We start from the raw sequence: 23,306 nt of genomic DNA on the forward strand, positions 1-23,306 counted from the left end.
TCTTCAACTAACCAGCTAATAAAAATCTGGAGGTTTTCCACAATCGAAGCTCATCGCCATCAAGTTAACATACCTCACCCAGTTCTTATTGTTGCAAGATAAGCAGCATATAATCAATTAAAATAATGTAACAGCCGACATTAGCAGCAAAATTATTAAGAAAAGACATTCCAAATATGGAACGCCTTCTTTTTTATAAAATCATTCACTTAAATCTATTCCAAAAAATTCTAATTAATAAAATCAAACATTTAACGAAAGAAATTTGTTACTTGCATAACGCTCTTCTAACTTTTTTTGCGAAAATTAGTGGATCATCAACGTCTTCGATATTAACGTAAATCAAATTCGGATCATCACATAACCATTCATTGTGTATAGACGAAACAATTATACCTTGTTTAATAATTGTAGCAACAAATTCAGTAACTTCCTTTTGCAAGAGTGCTACTCGGCCTAGACATAATGCCCGTCCAGTTTTATGATCTCTTGATTCAAATGAGAAGGAAGTTGTTACTCTAAAACGTTTTCCTAAGATTGTTGCTCGTATTTCCTCCCGATTTATTGTTGCTACACATTTTCCACCGGCGAATCCTTCTTGTCCACCGATAATTCTGGCAAACTGTCGACAAATTGATTCCTCATTACTCGCCATATTTTCAATCATCCCCCTTTTACTGTTAGGTTATGAATTCATACATAAGTCTGAAACGGTAATGAATCTATTCGGTTACAAAAAGATAATGGCACTCTAATAAAATCTGTTAGCCCAAGTATTCTTGGTTATATGAATTATTACTAGATTGTAAATGATGGGAGTTTTACTACCCGCAAATAGCGGGATGAATTTCCAAAAGTAAAACCCCAGAAATCCAAAGGTCTCTGGGGCTTCATTATATATTTAGCTCTTTTTGCTTTTTATTTTGTTTATGTCTATAAAGCAATTTTCGACTTATGAGAGAAATCAGTAATAAGATCAGTACTAGTACGAAAAGTTGCATATATGATAAATTAAAATATTTAGCACCTGTAACAAGTAAAAGTGTAGAAATCGTACCTTTTACAATGAAAAAAATAATAATCCATAATCCGCCTTTTTTCCAGTTCATTTTTACTTACCCTTTCCTACGTTTAAATTCATAAAAAAATTAGTGATAGTTCTTGAAAGTGACATTTTAATTGAAATCTATTACATTAATAAAAAAGTAGACTTTTTTTCACAAAAATCATATCCAATTACATGGGACGATTCCATAATAAATGCAAATGATATTCATTGTCAATTTTATTCAACATTTTTAATTCCGATCGTCTACATTGTTCTTTCAGATAGTGACATTTCTTTTTTGTTTCTACAACCGCGACACATCTTTGCAGAAGGAAATCACTTATCTATTTTCACAAGCTGTTTGCCTTGTTCTTGTAGCTTATACGCTAATTATACTTCATTACATTGCTTGGAAATATTAAAAATCACAAGAAAAAGAAGCTAACAATAAATTGTTAACTTCTCAGCTTAAGGAAAAATAGTATCTTTCCTTATTTTTTAATATCTAGGTTGTGATTTAATATTGGTAAGATGAGCATCAAACATATCAATGATTTCAAGAAATCTATCCGCTTCACGAAATACATGATCTGCTAATAATGGATGAATGATACTCTTTACTTTACATTGCTCAATTAAATCACGTGCCGTTTTCTTAAAATCCCGAAGAGATGTGACTGACACACGATTTTGATCTAAAAATTGATCTAAAAGAGGAACTGTTTGAGATTGTGGTTTCATAGATTCTAAGTCAATTGCTTGATACATTAATTCATCAAAATCATTGCTAAAATTCCGTGCTGTATCTACAAGCTTTCTTTCCGATGGATCAAGAAGATGACCAATAAATTTAGCATGGTCTGCCATAATCCTTAAAAAGAAAACATTTTCTTTAATAATAGCATCCGGAAGGGCATCTAATTTACCTTCATTTAATTCAATTAAACGTTTTCTAAAATAATCAGCTTCCCTACTTGTATGGTCAACTAACAGTGGGAAATTATTTTGCCCTGGCAATTTACACGTGAGAATTAATCCTAGAATTTTTCTTTTAAATCCCCAAATATTAGTTGCAGCTTGTTGTACTTCTGAATTAAATCTTTTTATTTGCTCAGGATCTGTTTCATTTGTATATGAATACGCTATTTGTTCGATATGTTCAAACAATCGATAAAATTGATTAGCTTCTTCGATTAGTTGGGTATCCTCACATCTAAACCCCAATCGAAGAAAAAAAGAATGCTCCTTCATGATTCTAGACCAAAAACGAATTTCATTTAATGATCGTTCAACAAACATGACAGACGTAACACCCGTATCAGGATGTAATGAGGTTTCATCCCTATTCATTCTTAATCCCCCCAGTAAATACTAAGCTAGTTCTATTCTTATGAGTAAAAATATATATAAATGCCATCAATAAAAATTCATGATGATATTGAGCAAGTCCTTTTGGAAATAAAGAAAAGATACCCATCAGATGCCTTTCTCTGAATTGATAACCACATGTTATGTTTAAATGTACCTAGATAACAGTTCCCCCCGCACACGAGAAGTACATAGTATACATAATAAAAAAGAAGCAGAAAATCACTCACGATTTTCTGCTTCTTTTTTTAATTTAAGTTCTTCATACATACATCGCTTCACTCAAGATTGCTATTTTCTAGTACACGATAACTGGATCATACGTGTTCAAATTATCATACACAGTTTTTGCAACATTAGGAAGAAGGTTAACACACCCACCTGATCCCCCTGTTAAATAGGCATTATTCGCCCAGTTTGTTCGCCAGCCAGCATCATGGAATCCTTGACCGCTATTTGTGAATGGTACCCAGTAATCTACTTTAACTGCATAATCAGCTTTACCTACTGCGCTGCCTTTCAACGTGTATGGTGTTCGTTTATACAGAACGTACCACACACCTGGTGATGTATCTTCACTCGTGCTATGTTTACCAGTTACTACATTTGTTGTGACTGCTAATTTGCCATCTTTATAAATCCAAATTTGTTGATCTGCAATTGAAACTTCCGCATACGTGTCTCCAATACCGTTATTCGCTGTTGTTTCATAACCGATACCTTCCTTCTCCCAACCATTTCCGTGAATATTAGAAGCAGATAGCGATTTTTCACCCTTTTCAAAAGCTTGTTGAACTTGTTTTGTTTCTTTTTCAACATCTAGTGCCCAGCCGTAGCCTTGTCCTTTTACTGATATAACCGAACCGGAATGGGTTTTAAAGCTGAAATTTTTATTTAATGTTGATTTAGCATTATTAATTTCAGTAATCTTTTTCTTAATGTCACTCGCATCGATTGTCACTTTCATATCCTTTGACATAGAGGCATTTTGAATTAAATCTTTCGCTTTTAAAGGATACACTTCATTCTGTACTTTATATTCAACGGACTGCCCAAGAAGATTCTGTAGTGCTTGCTCCTCTTTTTTGATAATTGGATCGTCTTCTTTAATAGGCTGTATGTATGTAGACTTCAGATGAATTTCGCTTTTATATTTCTGTTTGTCGTAATCTTTCAATAGACTAGTAACGTCATACTGTTTTCCATCAACGCTCTTCGAAATAACAATTTTTCCTTGTTCAAGCTTCGCCATAGCATCTTCAGGTGCTTTTAATTCTTTATTCATAGAAACGAGCTTTTCTTCTACAAGTTTTTTCATCGTTTCACTACGATACTGATCCGCCTTTTCCGGTAGCACTGAATAATTTTTTTCCTTTGAGGAAGGGAAAAATGTCCACTGGCTTTTTAATAGTTTCTTAACTTGAGGCAAATCTTTTTCCGTAAGTTCTGTTTTTGTCTCTTTTTCATCTAAAATTTGTTGTTGATCGACATAGACTTTATTTGCTAGTCCAGATGTTTTTAATTTCTGTATTGCCTGATCAGCACTCATACCACCAACTTTGGTGTCATTAATCGTAACATTCGAATTGAAGTGAGTTGCCTGATAATAACTCACTCCCCCAACGAGAAGCGCAATTATACCAACACCCGCTGCGATAAATTTCCAATTCGGAGAACGTTTTCTTGATCTTACTCGTTTTTTATGAACTTCTTCAACTGATTCATTTACTGTATTGTTGTTCATCAATTTTTCCCCCATAGACATTAACGTCAATCGATTTTAAACCAAAACCATTGACTAGTGTACCTTATTTTTCCTGAAATTTCATTATTTTTGACAAGATTTTATCGCATTTATTTAATCAAACTTAGTTTTTTAATAGAACGGCCCTACTCTATGTGTAACACTCTAATTTAGTTTCATATGAGATGTTTTCTTTTTTCTACAATATCAGTCCAGCTTATTAAAAAATAGAAAAATCCCGTATTCCATAAAAAATAAGGGATTTTTATCAATACGTTTATTTTGTAAAGTAACACTTAGTCGAAAGAAGTTCATTCGTTACATATTACTTATCTAATTAAGGATAATTTATATTCCAGTCCAAACATCTTTCCCGTATCGTCCTTCATGTTGCAAATGATCCAACCAATTCCTTGCTTCTTGTTCACTAACTTCATGAATTTCTTCATATGCTTGACAAAGGGTATCTTCTACATCCGGAGCCATTTTACTTCCATCACCACATATATAAAGATGAGCTCCATTATCTAATAACGAAATTAAATTGATTCTATCTTGTTTTATTAAATGCTGTACATATGTTTTTGGATGTCCCTCTAGACGAGAAAAAGCTGTGTGTAAAGAGATTAATCCATCTCTTTCATCATTTTCTAGTTCTGTACGATAAAGATAATCTTTTTCAGGATGACGACAACCAAAATATAGATGCGCTTGTCCTAAGTTAATACCTTTTTGCTTTTGAACACGACGCGCTTGTAAGAATCCACGGAATGGTGCAATTCCAGTACCTGGCCCCACCATGATAATTGGTGTTTCTGGATTTTCAGGCAATTGAAAGTTTGATTGTGGCGTTCGAATGAAACAAATAATTTCATCTTTATTATGACGCTGAGCTAAATAATTAGAAGCGACTCCTTCATATGTCCCTTCCCCACTCCATGCAGGTGCACTAACAACACCAACCGTAATGCTCAGACGATCCTGTGCAACGAGTGGCGAGCTTGAAATAGAATAGTAACGCGGTTTGAGTGCAGGAAGAAGTTCTAAAAATCGTTCAAATCGGATTTCACAAGCCTCATACTTTTCAAGAAGATCCAACATTGAAATACGTTTCTTTAATATTCTTTCATGATAAACTCCTTCTTCCAATAATGATTCCAATTCCTTTTTATGAGGAGGGCATGCTGTGAATGTCACCATTTCTCGTATTTGTGCTCGAGTGGCTGCTTCTTGCACTTCGACACTATAACTAATAAGGTCAAACAAACTAACAGGACTGTCTAAAGGTATGTGATTTACACTGCGCCCACTTGCGCTCAGTATGACTTGATCCTTCCCATTTAATCCAAAGCGTTTTAAAATTCGGTTAACATTTTTCTCGCTATTAATTGGCAGCACTCCAAGGTGGTCTCCTTCTTGATACGTAGCCCCTTCTGGCAAGAATACCTCGATATGCCGCGTACTTCTATCACTGCTGGATGATTGGAGTTCACGATTTTCTAGTATAGATGCATAAACTGCTTCATATGTTCGGGCAAGAGGAGATCCTCCAAGACGACTAACAAATTGCAGACTCAAAGTACTGCGCTCTTTTTCCATATTTTTGTTAAGTTCTAGTCCAAATGCCCTCATCGCATCAGACCACATGCTTTGTTTCCATTGCTCGAGTTGTTCCTCAAAATCACCACTTGCATCTGCTTCTCCGCGTTTAGAAAATCTTGTTGCTCCTTTTTGAGCCATTTGCTCATCAATGTATCTTGGAATCCGCTGATAAGTACTAGCCCAATTGTGATCTCCACAACCAAAAACTGCGTATTGAACACCTTTTAGCTCATCCGGTTTTAATTCCTCCAACCACTGCACAAACTGCCCTGCATTACTTGGCGGCTTTCCATTATAAGAAGAAGTCACAATAAGAACTGCTCCTTCTTTTGGCAGACTTCCAATTCGCTCGTTAAGAGCTACCACTTCCGTTTGAACACCTTCTAAACTAGCTGTATCTGCTAGTTCTCTTGCAATACCTTCTGCTACCCCTGTATCCGAGCCATACAGAACAAGCAGCGAAAGATTATCAGCTCCAATAATAGAAGGAGTCTTCTGAACTTGCTGCTTGATTTCATGGTCTTTCTGCTTCTCTTCTATAGGTGCAAGGACAGTAGGATGGCTGATCGTTTGATTTCGGGCAAGGATCCTAATCTTAAAATCACCGGGCTTTAGCGTTAATGTTTGTTTTACGTCCAGCTGATAGTTTTGATAATCGATTAATTCAAAATGTTGAAGAAGCATTCCCATTACGAGAGTGGCTTCATGAAGTGCAAACTGCATACCGATACATGCTCGTTGACCATTTCCAAATGGCTTATAAGCATGATGAGGAACCTTATCCGGCTCTTCAAATCGTTCAGGTTGGAATTCTTCCACATTGTCTCCCCATGCGTCTTTATCCCTATGTAGCTGTGGAATAAGAACAGAAATACGATCTTCTCCTTTCTTAATTGGATATTTCCCACCAATTACTGTATCTTCTTTTGCATAGAGACTGAATGCTGGAGCAGTAGGCCATAGACGTAGCGATTCATTTAAAATCATCCGTATGTACTTAAGTTTCATAACTTGTTGATATGTTGGAGTAGGATCTGTCAATACCCGATCTACTTCTTCATAGGCTTTTTTCAACTTATCCGGATTCTTTAATAAAAAATAGATTGCAAAAGATAACAATCCACTTGTTGTCTCATGCCCAGCTATTAAAAAAGTGATAATTTGAAAACGAATATTTTCATCATCTAATTTTTCACCAGTTTCCGGATCCTGCACATTTAACATACGGGCAAGTAAATCATTTTCTTCTTGATTTCCATTACTTTTACGTTCAGCAATAATATTATCTACTAAAGAAAACATGGATTGGATATCATGCTGAAATTGACGTTTCGTTCTCCACATGAGTTTGTCTTCTATATCCAGTCGCTGTAATTGGTGCATCGCTTCATCTAGAGCACGGCTCATGCTAGTGATAAAAGGATGAGAGGTCTCACGATAAAAGCTATTAAATCGGTAATTAAAACCACATAGACCAATTGTATCCAATGTAAGGCGGGTCATATCCTCCGGAACATCTACGTTTTCATTCGGATTCAGTCTTGCCCATTTTTGAACGAGTTGTACAGCAATATCAACCATCATGCCATGATAATCTTTCATTGCCCGTTGGCTGAATGTAGGCATCAAAATATTATGAGCTTTTTTCCAGTTAGGCTCGTCAGTCTCACTTGTAAATAACCCGTCCCCAGCAAAGGCGCGAACTTTTGCTAAAGCACCATCTATACTTTTATCGAACCGTGTTTCGTCACAGACTTCTGCTACCAGTTCATGTCCAGAAACGACAATGATGGTATCACTTAAAGTTTGAATTTGAAAAATAGGACCATACTCTTCCGCTATCTTGATAAAAGATAAGGTCGGTTTATCTTTGTCGATTAATGGGAGATTCCCCAGCGGTCCATATGTTTTCGGCTGAGGAATGGCAGATACTTTTTTATCCATTAAAAACACCCTTTCAAAAAGCATGAAATAAAGTGAAACTTTAATCAGCCCTCACCAATCGGGCTTTTACGGGCAGCCCGACCCCCACCTAACTTCTTTGCTTCCGCTGAATTTTGAGGTGGGGGTCTTACTGCCCGGCAAATAGCGGGATAAAATATCCCATTCAATAAAGAGAAGATAGCAAGTAATCGCCTGGGATAAAGATATGTAATTGATTACCTTATTTTATCTTTTCCCTAACTATTCATGATTATGATATTGCTTATAAGGTTGGTAATCTAAGTTGTTTGTTGACATTAGATTTATAACTTGCAGAAAAAAATACTAACTTACAATGAAGCGAATTATTATAATTGGAGCATTATAATGTTGGTGTTAAAAGATAATCTAAAAACTCCCCACATATTTTGATCACACTTTATTTTACAGCTACAGTTGCACTACATATCCGTCAAGCTAAGAAAAGCGAATACCCAAAACAAAGAAGTTGATGAGCTTAAGATTGTAGTATTTGGAAAGCCCATAGTTTTTAATGTCCAGTCAAACAAATACGATAAGTAATGTTTGACTAGTGAAACTATTTCCAGAGAGTTCAGATGCTAAAAAATAGTTTGTCTCTTGCTTTACGGTAAATTTATCCAACAATATTTATACGTAGTGCTTTCCATGCTACAATTTACTATAAGTGAGGAAAGAAGGTGTCTTATGAAAATATCCGTTTATGTTGCAAGTGCATTTAGCAAGGATCATAAAGGCGGAAATAAAGCAGGAGTGGTATTTATGGAGAATACATTGACCACTACTCAAAAAATGGCAATAGCCAAACAACTGGGCTATGCGGAAACCGCATTTATATCAGAATCTGAAATTGCTGATTATAAAATTGAGTATTTTACACCAAAAGAAGAAGTTGATTTATGTGGGCATGCCACAATTGGCTCTTTCACGATACTGATGCATTTAAATAAACTTTTCAAGAATCGCTATACGATTGAAACGAACAGCGGTGTTCTTACTATTACCATAAAAGAGGACATCATATTCATGGAACAAAACGAACCGATATTCTATGATGTTATATCTCCAAATGAGTTTATCGACTGCTTTGACATTAAAGATATAGACAATAAATACCCAATTCAAATTGTCTCCACGGGCTTAAAAGATATTTTAATTCCTATAAAAAGCGAAACACAATTACATACAATGCAACCTAATTTTGAAAAAATTAAAGAAATCAGCAAGTATTATAATGTTGTCGGGATGCATCTATATACTTTTAATGACAATCGAATTATATGCAGAAACTTTGCTCCACTATACGATATCAATGAAGAAGCAGCGACTGGAACTTCAAACGGTGCATTAGCTTGCTACCTTTATGAACAGCACTACTTGCAAAAAGAAGTCTATGTATTTGAACAAGGTTATTCTTTACACTCGCCTTCCGAAATATTAGTTAAATTAGCAACCAATAGCAAGAATGAAATAGAAAAAGTTTATGTTGGCGGCAAAGGCTATTACTGTGAAACTAAGTGTTTACATGTAGAAAATATTGAGTGAAAATAAAAAAACACCGCATAAAAAGCTTGAGAAGGATAGAGAAATAGATAAAAAGCAAACACATTATTTAATTGAACAATGTGTTTGTCTTCAATCTGAAAAGATCTGATATGAATATCAGATCTTTTTTACTATATGTAATTATTTCACTGGTTCTTTTCCAGCTTTAAATACCGGCGCCTTAGCAGCGGAAATTTATATTTCTTTATATTCGAACTAATAAGCAAAAAAACTTGTAGGAATCATTAGCAAGAGTTTTGTTTTGCTCTAACGATTTAACCTCTCGACAGCTTCCGCACTTGTATCTACACGTTTAACGAAAAAAACTAATAGCAGTGCAACAACATTCATGCCAAGCGCTACATAGAATGAATATTGAATTCCTGACAATAAAGCCTTCTGAGTTACTATTGCCTTCGTAGCTTCTGTGAAGGTTGTTGGATCGACATCAGACATTAGACTTTCAGCTTTTGTTGTTGTTACAGAATTCATAATCGTAACAAGAATAGCAGTACCAATCGAACCGGACACTTGTTGAGCTGTATTATTAACAGCCGTACCGTGCGGATTTAAGCGAGTCGGCAATTGATTAAGACCATTTGTCATAAGTGGCATCATCACCATTGCCATCCCAAACATCCGCAGTGTGTAAATAAGAATAATATGTGTGTGACTAGAGTCAATTTGCAGGTTTGCCAACATATAAGTTGAAACAGCTGTAATGGAAAGTCCTACTATGCCAAGAATCCGAGGGCCATATTTATCAAATAGTTTACCTGTAATTGGTGACATAACCCCCATTATTACCGCACCCGGAAGCATCATCAGCCCAGAGTTCAGCGGCGAAATACCACGGACGTTTTGTACATAAGCTGGTGTTAAAATCATACCTGAAAACATGGCCACCGCGTTGACAATTGCAATTACAGATGCAAGTGCAAACATTGGGTACTTGTAAACACGTAAATCCAATAACGGTTCATTCATTTTTAATTGACGGATAATGAAAGCAATTAGGGCAATAGCGCCTATGATTAAAGTTGTTACGACAACTGTATCCGTCCAACCATCTGAGCTTGCAGAACTGAATCCATATAACAAACCGCCAAAACCGATAGAAGATAATAGTAATGAGAGATAATCAAGTTTTGCATTTTTGTTTTGTTTCATGACATTTTCAGATTTCCAAACCCCTAATAGTAAGCTAATGATTGCTAACGGTAAAATCATTTCAAAAAGCAAACGCCAGTCATAATACTCTACAATATAACCTGATAGTGTCGGTCCTATTGCTGGAGCTGTAATCATAACTAATCCAAAAATCCCCATTGCTGTTCCCCGTTTTTCCCTTGGGAAGCTTACTAGCATAATATTCATTAACAAAGGCCCCATGACTGAAGAACCTGCTGCTTGAACCATTCGGCCAGTCAGTAACAAACCAAAGTTCGGCGCTAAAGCCGCTAGGGCAGTACCAAAAATAAAAATCACCATGGATGTAATAAATAAGCTCCTATTTGAGAAACGGGTTATTAAAAATGCTGATGCCGGAATTAATATACCACTAACAAGCATATATCCTGTAGAAAGCCACTGGATTGTTGAATAATCTTTAATATCTAAATCTTTCATTATTGATGGCAAAGCTACATTTAAAAGCGAGTTATTTAGAAATGAAACAAAGGCCCCAATAAAAAGAATTACAAGCATTAAATATGGTGGTTTTCTTTTATGTAATGTTTCACTCATATATTTGTTTGCTCCCTCATTATAAATTTCATTGATTCGTTTAAATCGCTTGCATATCTGCACAAGAATACTTTATCCTTGCAGTATTTTGCCAAACTCTTCGAATAGATATTCTCTTTTTAACAATTCCCTTTGCTCAACATAACATTTTAAAATCTTTTTTATTGACTAAATCCTTTATATACATGTAAATAAGCTTTTGAATGAATATATAAATGAACTTGTTTTTGAAAATGACAAAATATTTAAGTAGGCCACATAAAACGATCAATCTTTTTTATAAAAATGTAAAGAATCTAAAATTAAAACCCAAACATTTTGATTAAAATGTTTGGGTTTCTTCTATTTATAAGGTCAATATTTGTAGCAATACTTTAATCAAACTAACACCTATAACTTTTTAAAATTTATTGAATTTATCCCTTGCTAATCTAGTAATAAAATACTGAACATCAAACAAAACAGTAGCAAACAGAACGAACTTTATACATACTAAGGCCCATCTCATAATTTTTTTAAACAATCGATTATAACGATATCCGAATCACTTTACATTTGAACCCATGTAATCCACTTCTCACCTTCTAACAATTCCGCTATATAACAAAAAAAGCATTGGATACCCAATGCTTTTTACACTTACGCAAATAGAGATGTGTTCGCATATAAAGCTGGCGAGCCACCTGAATGTACGAATAAAATGTTATCTTCTTTATTAAATGTACCTTTTCTAATTAAGTCAATTAGTCCCGCTACTGCTTTACCTGTATACACTGGATCAAGTAAAATACCTTCAGTTTTCGCAAGTAACTGTACTGCTTCAACCATTTCTGGTGTTGGTAAAGCGTATCCTGGTCCTACATATTCATCAAAGCATGTAACGGCTTCGCGTGAAATAAAGTTTGGGATACCAACGTGAGCTGAAGTTTCATCTACAAGTTTTGCAACTTTCTCTTCTTGCTCAGCTTTTCCTCTACTTACGTTAATTCCGATTACAGGAATCTGGCTTTGCGTTCCAGAAAAACCAGTAATTAAACCAGCATGCATACCCGCGCTACCACTTACACAAACAACTGTACTGAAATCAATTCCTTGCTCGAATGATTGCGCCATAATTTCTTGCGCACAAGCAACGTATCCCATTGCGCCAGTAGGGTTTGATCCACCAACTGGTATTACATATGGTGTACTACCTTTTTCACCTACTTCTTTTGCCACCTTCTGCATCTCTTCCATAAGATCTGCTCCGTTTGGTACAACAATTACGTTTTCAGCACCTAATAAGTGATATAAGAAATAGTTTCCGTTAAAGTCTGGCTTCTCTTCTGGCTCAAGCCCTTCCTCTAATACAAGGATACATTTCATTTTCTCTTTTACCGCAGCTGCCAGTGTCAGGCGGCAATGATTAGACTGAATACCACCTGCTGTAATTAACGTATCTGCACCCTTTTCCTGTGCATCCGCAACTAGAAATTCTAACTTTCTCGTCTTATTACCGCCAGCTGTTAAACCAAGTAAATCATCTCGTTTAAAATAAATAGTCGGCCCACCAAGTACTTCAGAAAAATTGTTTAACTTTTCAATTGGTGTATATGATTCTGTATATTTTTTTCTCGGGAATTTAGCTAAATTCATTGTAACGCTCCTTTTGTACTTCTTTCACAATATATGTAACGATACTATTATTACATGTAAAAATGATGAAGTCACCTTTCTGGGTTAAAAATGTATTAGAATTTCATTTTGATAAGTAAAACCGTATTAATGATTTTAACTTAATTACGGTACATGAAATTTATATCAACGATTTTTTAAATATATCGTTCATTACTTACAATATATCAACGGTTTTTCAAATATATCGATCGTAACTTGCAATATATCAACGATTTTCTTAATATATCGATCTATCGACAAAAAACGACAGACAAGCACCCATTTCTCATCAACAAAAAAAGAGCCCACACATTCAAATGTGGACTCCCTCCAATCACTTATTTACCGAAAAACGAAGTAAATGCGTTAATCCCGGCTCTAAATTCATTTCACCTTTATGACGTACGTATACAGTTTTATCTCCATCAAATTTCTGAGGATTTGCTTTATTATACGTATACCACTCATTCGTTCCTTCTATAGAGTACTCCATGTATTCAGTTGCACCGACAATTACGTTTTTACTATCATCAGCTGTTACATTTGGTGCCATTTGCGCAACTTTTGAATCACTAACTAATAATTTCTTAATATCCTTATCACGTTTATAATCGTAAGCCGTTACGACAACATCGTTACCGTATGCTTTCACTTGCAGTCCTTGTTTAAATGAATATCCATCAGGAGCAGTTTTCTCTCCACCATTTGGTCCTGCTGACATCCAGCCTGTTTCAATCCCGCCCGTATTTACAACAGTGAAACCTTTTTCATCTCCGCCTTTAATTTTCTTTTTACCAGCCCAGTCAGGTAAGTTTAAATCCCAATGCGTATGACTCGTGAAGAAAACAACTTGCGGATAGTCTTTTAATATATCGTACAATTTATCCACGTTTAAATAATCTTGTAAATATGGTGATTGTTTCGATCCGGATACCGTATCAGGTAAAACGTGATGAGAGAAAATGAAAATTGGTTTATTTTTATCTTTTTGACTATACTCTTCTAAATTTTGTTTAAGCCAACCTAATTGCTCATCACTCATATATACTTCGTCCCACATTTTTGAATCGTGGTATTTCATATATTTTTCAGTTCCTAAAAATAAAAGCGGATAACCGTCTAATTCTTTTTTATGATATACCTTTTCTTGCCCACTGAACTTCAGATAACGGTTAAATAGCGTTTCCTCAGTTACACCATTTGGCCATGTATTTTGAGAAAGTTTCCCATCAGCTGTCCATTTCCCAGCATAAAACTCATGATTCCCAACAGTTGACCATACATTTTCCGGATGTTTATTTTTGTTTAACACACGCTTCACATCATCATATTGTGACTGCTGTCCAGTTGGCGTTATATCCCCATTCATAATAAGCGCTCTAGAAAGTGGCGTCACTTTGCTCATATCTTTTAACACGTGATCAAAGTCCCCTAAATCCCCTTGAATATCACTAATAACGTTAAAAGTTGTAGCTGATTTTCGGACTTGCTCTTTCCCTTCCGCATGCACTGAAAACGTCGGTAATAATGCTGCCATAACTGCTAACGAAGCAACTGTCTTTTTCATACAAATTCTCCCCCTACTAATAGAATGTACAAACTGACATATTCTGCTTTCTCTTAGGTGCTTGTCCAATTCATATTATAGGGCGAGATTGTAAAGGCTAATGGAGTGAAAAATTAATTGTTTTTTAAGAGGTTTTGTCTTTTCATTGCACTCCACAATTCGAGATTCGCGCCAATCTAGCTTTCTAGCCTTTAACATTACATACATGTAAATTTTGATGTTAAATCTTTTCGTTTCATACGTTGTTTTTTATTACTTTTAATTTTCGGGAAAAATCCACTAATTAATAATGTTATAATCCATACCATTATTAGAATAAAATTTATTGTATTACCGGAATTCAAGCTGAAAACTCTCCACAAATAGGCAGCACAAAATACGAGGATAGCAGTAATAATAAGTAAAAATGTCCTAACTACTAATCCGATGTAGGATCTCTTCTCTTGCTTAAAAATGAAAGTTCTTCTACCTTTGTACAATCTAATCACAAATAGCAGCAAATATAAACCAAGTGTGGCTCCAATAACAATTGATGTAATAGAGTTGTTTTTTCTCTGCTCAGCTAGAGAGAAGTAACTTTCAGGTAATTTTCCCGTTTCATATTCAATCCATGCGTGGTAAATATCCTGTCGTAAGTCTATACCACCTTCACCATTTGTAAGGATTACCAATCCATCCTTTGTATTAGGAATGAAACCATAAAAAGAATGCCAGCCTCGATTGTCACCAGAATGATAAAGTAATTTCCATTGATTAGATAGTTTTTTTTCAAATATACCTAAACCATTCTCCCCTAATACTAGCTTTTGCATTTCTTCAACATGTTCACTTTTGATGACACCATTCCCTTTATTATTTGCATCCATGCTTGCAAGTATCAATGTCATCATATCCGTAACATTTGTCTTAAGACCTGCAGCAGCCTGTTCGGTAAATTGGTAACTAGGGAGCTCCTCTCCAAAATATCCATAAGCTTTCGAAAGGTTATGGTTTTCAGGACGTTGTAAGAATGAACTAGATTTTATTCCTAAAGGTTTCATAATTTGTTCTTCCATATAACGATCAAACGGTATTCCGGTAACCTCTTCAATTACAAGTTGTAAAATTGTATATCCGCCACCAGAGTAAATTGTTTCTGAACCTGGTTTATTGGTAACCTCCACTAGTTCATTAAGCCATCCTTTTCCAGACAGAGATTCCTCAATAGAGTCAAGATGTTTCCCTGGTGCAACCCCGAGGTATCCTTTATGTGCAGACAGCCCTGCTGTATGACTTAACAATCTTCTTATTGTGACTTCATTATTATTAAACTCTGAATTAGGTAATTTCCATTTGGTCAGATATTTTCCAACGGGATCATCTAGTAATAAACGTCCTTCATCTACAAGATGCAAGATTCCCCACGCTGTAAGGTTTTTAGATATGGAACCAGCTTGAAACAATGTATCATCATTCACCGCTTTTTTTGTCTTTTTGTCTACATAACCGTAGTTAAGTGTATAAGCAATACGCCCCTCGTGTACGATACCTATTGCAACCCCTGGCACCTCATAATTCTCCTGCCATTTTGGTACCTGTTCATCCATCTTTTTTTTGAAATTCTCTATACTCCTATCAGTCAACGTGCCCGATTCTGCCCTCACCACATTTGTAAACCATGCTTCATTCATAATGAATATACAAATCATTAAACATAAAATACTTTTGCATATTATCGATGCTTTTTGTCTATTCTTCATTTGCTACACCCCTTTTTTTCAGAATATTCTACCCATCGATTAGAATATCCCATTCTAATATCCTATTCTATCGATTTTTATTACTTAACCTTACAAAATTGTAATAAAAATCAAAGTTCTACATACTTAGGGGTTTTACTGTTCTTTATTCGAGGGCAGGAAATTTAATACAAAAAAGACATAGAGATCTCTCCCCATGCCCACCAATTCTCTACTTCTTCACTGCATGCACATAATGTACCGTCTCAAAAGCTTCTAAACAATCGTTTCGTCCTTCAAAATATAATTTATTTATGTCTTCTGGCGATAAATGCTCATAAATGAGTAAGCCCGCCTTCTCTAACAGTGCTTCCATTTCGGTATAAGAAAAACATGATTTCATCGGTTCTCCGCCTACCGCAGCCATTTTCACCATGTTTTCAACTCGATTGGACAACCCTTTTTCTATAAATAAGTTTTCATCAGGATAATCGAAAACGATGGAACTCCCTGCTGGAACCAACTCGAATAAACATTCTATTAAACTGGAAAGTTCCTCTTTCGTTAAATAGTACGTAACACCTAAAAGGCTAAAGAAAGTCTTTTTATTTTCAAATCCTTCATTGCGTAACTGTTCATAGGAAAATCCTTTCGTAAAATCCATGGAAACAAAATGAAGGTTATTTGGAATTTCAAATTCTGCCTCTTTCACTCTTATTTTCTTAAACGCTTGCGTAGAAGGGTGATCCACTTCAAATATTTCTATTTTATTTTCTAATTCTCGGTGCCTAAAGCTAAACGTGTCCAAACCTGCACCGAGTATGACATATTGTTTTGCTCCTAGTGTAATTTCATGTAGTAATACCTTTTCACAATATGCTGCACGTGCTAAAGGTGTTGGTGATAACTGAACTTGTGTAATCCATTTTAATATTTCTTTCGGATTATCTTGAAACTGCTCTGCAATATCTTTATTGAAAAAATGTATCCCTTGAACCATATTCGTTTCAATATTGTTACGTTCTTTTTGTGAAATGAAATCTTTAGCTACATAATCATCAAAGATTTTAGGACTATCAAATTCACTATGATATGCCCTGCTGAAAGCTGATACTAACGACGTTACACTTGCTTCACCTTGTTTCACGTACATACACTCTCCTTCATTTTCACAACAAAAATAGGGTCCCCCTGGCCAGGAGAACCCTATTATACACTTTATTTTCATATTGGTAAATTATAGCATAAATAAGTTTTTTTGTCAAGTTTTTAGCTCACCTTCTCTCTAGCAATTTGTGTATTTTCTAGCAGGAATACTCCTTCTTGCATAGAATATTCCAGTTTATAACAACACCAACGGAGGCCGTTATGAAAAGATTAGTTATCATTACAGTAGGAAAAACCCACAGCGGAAAAACTACATTTGCAAAAGTATTAGAAAAAGAGTTCCCCCCCTCTTTCGTTATGGATCAAGATAACCAAGCAGAATTTATTAACACACATTATGAGAAATTACAACCAACTGAAGGCCCTAATACATTTAAGCACGGTCTTTCGAAATTCATTGTTGATTATGCGAGAGAACATACAAGTTTACACCTTATTATTTGTAACTCTAATCGCAGTAAAAACGGAAGGTTATATTTATTAAACGAATTATTTCCACAAAATGAATATGTACGCATACTCGTTCACTTTGACATTCCAGATGATGTACTTTATGAAAGAGTAGCTCGAAGCACGCGAAGTACCAATATTTTTAGAGGTGGTTATTCTAATTTCAAAGAAGTACTCAATCGACAACAGGCTGAATCGCTACATGAAGATGTGGTGGATCCTATAGAAAATGAGGCTGATTACTTGTTTGTTATTCACGATAGTAAAGATGTGAACACTACTATAGAAGAAATTGTTCATCTAGCTAAAGATTTGTCCCCTATCCCAAAATAAGAGATTATAAAAATTACATAATCATAGATTATTATGCAAATCCTTCCTCTGAGCGCCTAACATGGTATATAATAATAAAATAATCTACTTCTATATGCTCAATTCTACACAAAACAGCTCATGCATATGAAAGAAAAGAGGTACAAAAATATGAAAACAAAACAAACAATCGCTGCGTCTACACTAGCTTTAGCTATGATTGCAGGCACAAACTCGGCCCATGCGGAAGTAAATGATACTACTCCACAGCAAAATACAGGAGATCGATTAGCTGAAATTAAGCAACATAGACAAGAGTTAGATGCGAAATTACAGCAGCACAAAGAAAATGTGGATCAAACATTAAATGAACTTAACCAAGTTAAGGAAAATGTTGATACTAAGGTGAATGAACTACATGAACGTAAGCAAGTTGCTGATGAAAAAATTAACGAAATTAAACAACATAAACAAGAGTTAGATGCAAAACTTCAACAAGACAAACAAATCGTCGATGAGAAAATCAATGAGATTAAAGAGCATAAGAAACAAGTAGATGATAAAGTTGCTGAAGTAAAAGAACATAAGCAAAATATCGATAACAAGGTTAATGAGATTCAAGAACATAAACAAACTGTCGATGAAAAAGTGAATGAAATTAAGCAACATAAAGAGAACATTGATCAAAAGGTTAATGAACTTAAGGAAGTTAAAAAACAAGTAGATGAAAAATTAGCTGAGTTAAAGAAAGCGAAACAAACTGCTGAGGACAAACTTGCTGAGTTAAAAGAAAACAAGCCGAATACTGGGAATACGTTAGAGGAACTTAAGAAAATTAAAGGCAATTTAGATAGTCTTTCCGCTAACTTAGAACTAGCTAAACAAGATGTGAAAAATAAGCTAGCTGAATTACAAAAGGCTAGACAAGACTTACTAAATAAAATTAACGAAATTAAACAAGCGAAACAAACTGTTTCAGACGATTTAACAAAGAAAAAACAAGACTTAGATATTAAAATCAATGACTTTAAACATACTGAGAAAAAAATAGACGACAAATTAGCTGAGTTACATACAACGAAGCAAAATGTTGATAACAAAATTAATGAAATATCACAATCGAAACAAACGCAAGCAGATAATAGTACTAAAAACAATAACGCTAGAGAACTTCCTAACGCTGGTAGTGAGCAATCAAATAATATGGCTTTAGGTATGTTATCTGTATTAGGCGGCGTTTTATTAGTAACACGAAATAAAATTAAAACGTTATTCTCAAAATAAAGCCATTATACTTATTAAAAACAATTATACAAAGGCCAACCGCATGTACGGTTGGCCTTTTTCTTTATATTAACTGTCCATCTCTAAGCGTCAATATACGATCACATACATCAAGCATTCTTTCATCATGTGTAATCATAATAGCTGCTTTTTGGCTCTCTTTCACTTCACGTTTCATCATCTCAACTACTTCACGTGCACGTTTTGAGTCTAGGCTTGCCGTTGGTTCATCTGCTAGTATTAAATCTGGGTTGTTCATGAACGCACGAGCGATTGCCACCCTTTGTTTTTCTCCACCAGATAGTTGATTTGGATAATGATTTTTTCTTTCTCCTAATCCAAATGCCGCTAATAGGTGATCCGCACGCTTTTCAGACTCTTGTTTGTTGTCTTTTTTCAGCTTTGCAATATAAAGTAACTGTTCTTTCACATTTAAATACGGAACAAGGTTTGCGAACTGGAAAATGAAACCGATCTTTTTCAAACGTATATCTGTCATTTCCTTTTCGGATAACTGCGTAATATTTTGTTCACGAATGTATATATCCCCTTTTGACGGCGATAATAAAGCACCCGCGATTGATAATAACGTACTTTTCCCTGATCCAGAAGGACCGACGATTCCAATAAATTCTCCAGCTTTCACATCAAGCGATATCGGATGAAGGGCTGTTACTTCCGTATTCCCTTCTCCGTACACTTTACTTACATTGTCTAATTTTAATAATGAAGTCATTACATCCCGCCTCCAATCGCTTCTAATGCATCAACTTTTAATACTTGATATAACGAAATAAGTGTTCCTAAAATACTAATGACGATAAAGATTGCTGCATATTGTGCAATCATCGGTGTTGTTAATAAGAACGGCATACCTGCTGGTAAAATTTGTTCTAATCCTTGTACAAGAACAATACTGATTACCATCGCAACGACTGATAAGAATAACGCCTGCACGACTAAGCTATTTGCTAAATAAGAGTTTTTCGTACCGATTGCTTTTAATACACCTAATTGCTGTGTTTTTTGCAACGTAATGACGTAGAAGAATACACCGATTAATAACGCAGCGATAACAAGTAAGAATGCAATGATCATCGTTAATGTTCCTTGCTCTTCTTTAAATCCTGGAATACTTTGCAGTACTTCTTTTTTATCAATAACATGAGCATTTTTAATCTCTTTATCTGTATTGAGTGCAATTGCACTATAATCTTTTTGATTTGGTTGCGAGATAGCGCCCCATACATCTTCGTTTACATATACAACTGGTGTATGGCTAAACATTTGGTCTTTCGTAAATCCAACAATTGTAAATTCTTTCTTTGAAACAGGATCGATAATTGTATCCCCAATATCGATTCCTTTTTCTTTAATTGATTCGTCAGCAACCATTTCATTATTCGCTGTACCTAATTTCTCACCTTTTACAATGTTCGGTTCTAAAAATGTATCACGTTCACTTGAAAAAATAGCGACATCAACCTTTTTCGAACTATCCTTCTTTTCATACGTTGAAACTTTTACACGAAACGGAACTGCTTCTTTCTCGCCTACTTGATTTACTACGTTATCTACATCGTCTTTCTTAATTTGTGAACGAAGTAATTTATTTTCCGCATCATCTGCTAAAACGAACTTATTTGCCTCCATATTTTGAATCGATGACGCATTATCATATGATAATCCATTTGCTAATCCTGAAATAACAAGGACTAAAAATGATAATAACACCATAATAAGTCCGATTAATCCGTATCTTAATTTTGATTGTTTCAATTCACGCAGAGCTAAAAACATTATGCTCGCTCCTTCCTCTTTCTTTCTATGCACTTATCATAAATAAGAAATATGAACGGAATATGAACAGAAGATTACAGCGGGAAGATTAAATTTTCAGAATGTATTGAAAATAAATAGAATCCTTGATACAATTCAGTCAAATAATATTGACCGAGTAATTTAATTCGAGGAGTTGATTGTATTGAAGCCCATGTTCACACTCACTACTTATAGCCAACTAAAAGCAATAAGCGATCCACTACGAGTCGAAATGATGATGCGTCTGTGTGAACGTCCTTATACAGGACAATTACTATCTGAGAAATTCGGCATTTCAAGGGCGAAAATTCATTATCATTTAAAAGAATTAGAGAAAAATGGTTTTATAGAAATTGTTTATACAGAAGAAAAGAATGGCATCATTCAAAAATTTTATCAATCTGTCGCTAGAGGCTTTACCCCTGCTGCAGAACTATTACCTCATTTAGAGATATTAAGCGAATCAGGTCGCCAAATCTTTTTACAAATGACGGAAAGAACGAAAAGCCATATTCTCGCTGCACCAGAAGAAGCTTTTACATTACGAAATGTAAGCGAAGACCCAGCTGAGTGGAATTACGTTTCATCTTGCTGGGAGTTTGATGCTACGCCGGAACAATTTCAAGTGTGGGTGAAAAAGTTTTATAAATTGATGGCTGAATTAAACGAGATCACGAAAGACGCGGAGAAAGATCCAACTAGTCAATCTTACTACATTTCTACTACTGCACTACAAATCGACGAACGAGCAATGCAGCGCTTTGTGAAAAAAGAAGAAAAATCGTAATACGATTTTTTTACATAAACGGTCAAAATTATTTTACCGAATAAATTTATTATAAAGGAGTAGATTAAATGGACGTATTAAAAAACCGGAATTTCCTCTTATTATTTTTAGGGAGAATTTTTACAAACATAGGAGATAGCTTGTATTATGTAGCAGCGATGTGGCTCGTATACAAATTAAGTGGTAATCCTTTTTATTCTGGATTAGCTGGTTTCCTTACATTATTGCCTTCTGCACTTCAATTTCTTACTGGTCCATTCGTTGATAGATGGTCGATTAAAAACACCCTCGTCATCACACAAGTACTGCAATCCATCCTTATATTAATCATTCCTATTACACACTACTTCGATCTATTAACAGTTCAACTACTACTTATCATTATGCCCATCGTAGCCTTTATCGAACAATTCGCCTATCCCGCACAATCAAAAGCTTTACCACTTCTCCTGCATAAAACACAATTATTAAAAGGAAACTCTCTCTTCTCATTTGCGTATCAAGGCATTGATTTAATTTGCACGACTCTTTCTGGGATATTAGTAGCACTACTTGGTGCCATTACTTTATATGTGGTCGACTCCTTAACATTCGCGATTACTGCCCTTTTGTTCTTTTCATTAAAAATGCCAAAGCAATCCGAAACAAACACAGCACTTTCAACTAAACAATATTTCTCTGATTTAAAAGAAGGTTTTTCAATCGTCTTTCGTTCCTTAATGGGTGTCTTCTTAATCGGTTCAGTTGTCGCTAATTTTTCAATCGGTATGACGATGGCAATACTTCCTTCTTTCGCTGATTCTTTAGGTGGTGTGAAATTATATGGCTTCTTTTTAGCAGCTATATCCGCCGGCAGTTTAATTGGAGCATTATTCAGTTCATGGGTTGGTAAGCGTAATGTTGGCCGCGCCTCCATTATTAGCTTTGCGGCTGGCGCTATCTTTTGGTTTCTTTCTACGATCGTACCGTTTCAATGGCTATCTATTTTCTTATTCGGCCTAGCTTGGATACCAATTGGTGCGACCAATATATTATTTGCGACAATTGGTCAAATTGTAATTCCAAACCAATATCTTGGGCGCATCAATTCAGTCACACGGAGTATGGGCACAATCGCTATGCCGCTCGGCTCTTTAATTGGCGGATACACCGCAACTGTATTTAGTAGTCAACTCATTTTCGCGCTCGCTAGCATCGGAATTTTATTCATTTCTATCATATGGCTACTTCATCCGAAATTACGTTCCTTGCCGAAAGCTGATGAAATTACAGCGGATACTTTTGGAGTTCGGTTTAAGGAAGAACGGGTGAAGGATACTGCTTTATAGCATAAAGAAAATAGTATCTAATCCAATGTGTAGAGATAAAATCATTTAATTTTAAAAGCTCAAACAAGCATAACCCTATTTTAAATTTAGGACGGGGTTATGCTTGTTTACTTTTGGATGTAAGATACTAAAATAAATATATAACAATAAATTCATTTAAAAAATCTAAATTCCATTCAACAATAGCGCCCTTTAATGGAA

General features: G+C 35.1%; 17 protein-coding genes and 1 pseudogene. 5 read left to right on the top strand and 13 right to left on the bottom strand.

Features of this window, described 5'->3' with window-relative positions; translation table 11 throughout:
* Nucleotides 1-268: 268 nt before the first annotated feature.
* From JDS95_RS00190 to cypD, 6 genes and pseudogenes are all read right to left on the bottom strand, one after another.
* A complete protein-coding gene (locus JDS95_RS00190; protein WP_000157863.1) occupies nucleotides 269-655 on the bottom strand; it encodes a DUF1259 domain-containing protein in 387 nt (128 codons plus the stop codon).
* Nucleotides 656-893: 238 nt separating this feature from the next.
* Nucleotides 894-1,109, bottom strand: coding sequence for a hypothetical protein (locus JDS95_RS00195; RefSeq protein WP_001104095.1), 216 nt, complete (start codon nucleotides 1,107-1,109; stop codon nucleotides 894-896).
* Between the two features lie 209 nt (nucleotides 1,110-1,318).
* Nucleotides 1,319-1,438 (bottom strand): annotated as a pseudogene (locus JDS95_RS00200) (RNA-guided endonuclease TnpB family protein); the annotation flags it as partial.
* Nucleotides 1,439-1,546: 108 nt separating this feature from the next.
* Nucleotides 1,547-2,398: a DUF2935 domain-containing protein gene (locus JDS95_RS00205; protein WP_001078037.1), complete on the bottom strand. Its 852-nt coding sequence runs from the start codon at nucleotides 2,396-2,398 to the stop codon at nucleotides 1,547-1,549.
* A 316-nt stretch (nucleotides 2,399-2,714) separates the two neighbouring features.
* Entirely contained in the window at nucleotides 2,715-4,160 is a 1,446-nt protein-coding gene (locus tag JDS95_RS00210; protein ID WP_001064113.1) for a L,D-transpeptidase family protein, read from the bottom strand.
* 348 nt (nucleotides 4,161-4,508) lie between these two features.
* Complete coding sequence (gene cypD / locus JDS95_RS00215; RefSeq protein ID WP_199690122.1) at nucleotides 4,509-7,706, bottom strand: bifunctional P-450/NADPH--P450 reductase; 3,198 nt, start codon at nucleotides 7,704-7,706, stop codon at nucleotides 4,509-4,511.
* Between the two features lie 705 nt (nucleotides 7,707-8,411).
* Between cypD and JDS95_RS00220 the strand changes: the two genes are divergently transcribed.
* Nucleotides 8,412-9,269: a PhzF family phenazine biosynthesis protein gene (locus JDS95_RS00220; protein ID WP_000704336.1), complete on the top strand. Its 858-nt coding sequence runs from the start codon at nucleotides 8,412-8,414 to the stop codon at nucleotides 9,267-9,269.
* Between the two features lie 267 nt (nucleotides 9,270-9,536).
* Here JDS95_RS00220 and JDS95_RS00225 read toward each other — a convergent pair whose 3' ends face one another.
* The 5 genes from JDS95_RS00225 to JDS95_RS00245 form a co-directional block, all read right to left on the bottom strand.
* Nucleotides 9,537-11,015 (bottom strand): DHA2 family efflux MFS transporter permease subunit, encoded by a 1,479-nt coding sequence (locus tag JDS95_RS00225; RefSeq protein WP_000005095.1) that lies wholly within the window; start codon nucleotides 11,013-11,015, stop codon nucleotides 9,537-9,539.
* Nucleotides 11,016-11,654: 639 nt separating this feature from the next.
* The gene (gene cuyA, locus JDS95_RS00230; protein WP_001046629.1) at nucleotides 11,655-12,650 is read right to left on the bottom strand and encodes a D-cysteate sulfo-lyase; all 996 of its coding nucleotides are present in this window, start codon (nucleotides 12,648-12,650) and stop codon (nucleotides 11,655-11,657) included.
* A 355-nt stretch (nucleotides 12,651-13,005) separates the two neighbouring features.
* On the bottom strand, nucleotides 13,006-14,238 hold the full coding sequence (locus JDS95_RS00235) for a DUF4073 domain-containing protein (protein ID WP_199690124.1): 1,233 nt from the start codon (nucleotides 14,236-14,238) through the stop codon (nucleotides 13,006-13,008).
* A 197-nt stretch (nucleotides 14,239-14,435) separates the two neighbouring features.
* Nucleotides 14,436-15,977, bottom strand: coding sequence for a serine hydrolase domain-containing protein (locus tag JDS95_RS00240; RefSeq protein ID WP_199690126.1), 1,542 nt, complete (start codon nucleotides 15,975-15,977; stop codon nucleotides 14,436-14,438).
* A 211-nt stretch (nucleotides 15,978-16,188) separates the two neighbouring features.
* Nucleotides 16,189-17,109: a class I SAM-dependent methyltransferase gene (locus JDS95_RS00245; protein WP_199690127.1), complete on the bottom strand. Its 921-nt coding sequence runs from the start codon at nucleotides 17,107-17,109 to the stop codon at nucleotides 16,189-16,191.
* A 215-nt stretch (nucleotides 17,110-17,324) separates the two neighbouring features.
* Here JDS95_RS00245 and JDS95_RS00250 point away from each other — a divergent pair, with 215 nt between their 5' ends.
* Entirely contained in the window at nucleotides 17,325-17,906 is a 582-nt protein-coding gene (locus JDS95_RS00250) for an AAA family ATPase (RefSeq protein ID WP_144467603.1), read from the top strand.
* Nucleotides 17,907-18,056: 150 nt separating this feature from the next.
* Complete coding sequence (locus JDS95_RS00255) at nucleotides 18,057-19,169, top strand: LPXTG cell wall anchor domain-containing protein (RefSeq protein ID WP_199690128.1); 1,113 nt, start codon at nucleotides 18,057-18,059, stop codon at nucleotides 19,167-19,169.
* Between the two features lie 64 nt (nucleotides 19,170-19,233).
* Here JDS95_RS00255 and JDS95_RS00260 read toward each other — a convergent pair whose 3' ends face one another.
* Both JDS95_RS00260 and JDS95_RS00265 read right to left on the bottom strand, forming a co-directional pair.
* The gene (locus tag JDS95_RS00260; RefSeq protein ID WP_000202616.1) at nucleotides 19,234-19,905 is read right to left on the bottom strand and encodes an ABC transporter ATP-binding protein; all 672 of its coding nucleotides are present in this window, start codon (nucleotides 19,903-19,905) and stop codon (nucleotides 19,234-19,236) included.
* Nucleotides 19,905-20,969 carry an ABC transporter permease gene (locus JDS95_RS00265; protein ID WP_000477766.1) on the bottom strand — a complete coding sequence of 355 codons (1,065 nt, stop codon included), beginning with the start codon at nucleotides 20,967-20,969 and terminating at the stop codon, nucleotides 19,905-19,907. The genes JDS95_RS00260 and JDS95_RS00265 overlap by 1 nt, the downstream gene beginning before the upstream one ends.
* A 184-nt stretch (nucleotides 20,970-21,153) precedes the next feature.
* Between JDS95_RS00265 and JDS95_RS00270 the strand changes: the two genes are divergently transcribed.
* Nucleotides 21,154-21,777, top strand: coding sequence for an ArsR/SmtB family transcription factor (locus JDS95_RS00270; RefSeq protein WP_033660657.1), 624 nt, complete (start codon nucleotides 21,154-21,156; stop codon nucleotides 21,775-21,777).
* A gap of 68 nt (nucleotides 21,778-21,845) precedes the next feature.
* On the top strand, nucleotides 21,846-23,105 hold the full coding sequence (locus tag JDS95_RS00275) for an MFS transporter (RefSeq protein WP_000382819.1): 1,260 nt from the start codon (nucleotides 21,846-21,848) through the stop codon (nucleotides 23,103-23,105).
* The last annotated feature ends 201 nt before the right edge of the window (nucleotides 23,106-23,306 follow it).

It is taken from the genome of Bacillus cereus group sp. N24 (assembly GCF_016483345.1).
Classification (GTDB): domain Bacteria; phylum Bacillota; class Bacilli; order Bacillales; family Bacillaceae_G; genus Bacillus_A; species Bacillus_A toyonensis.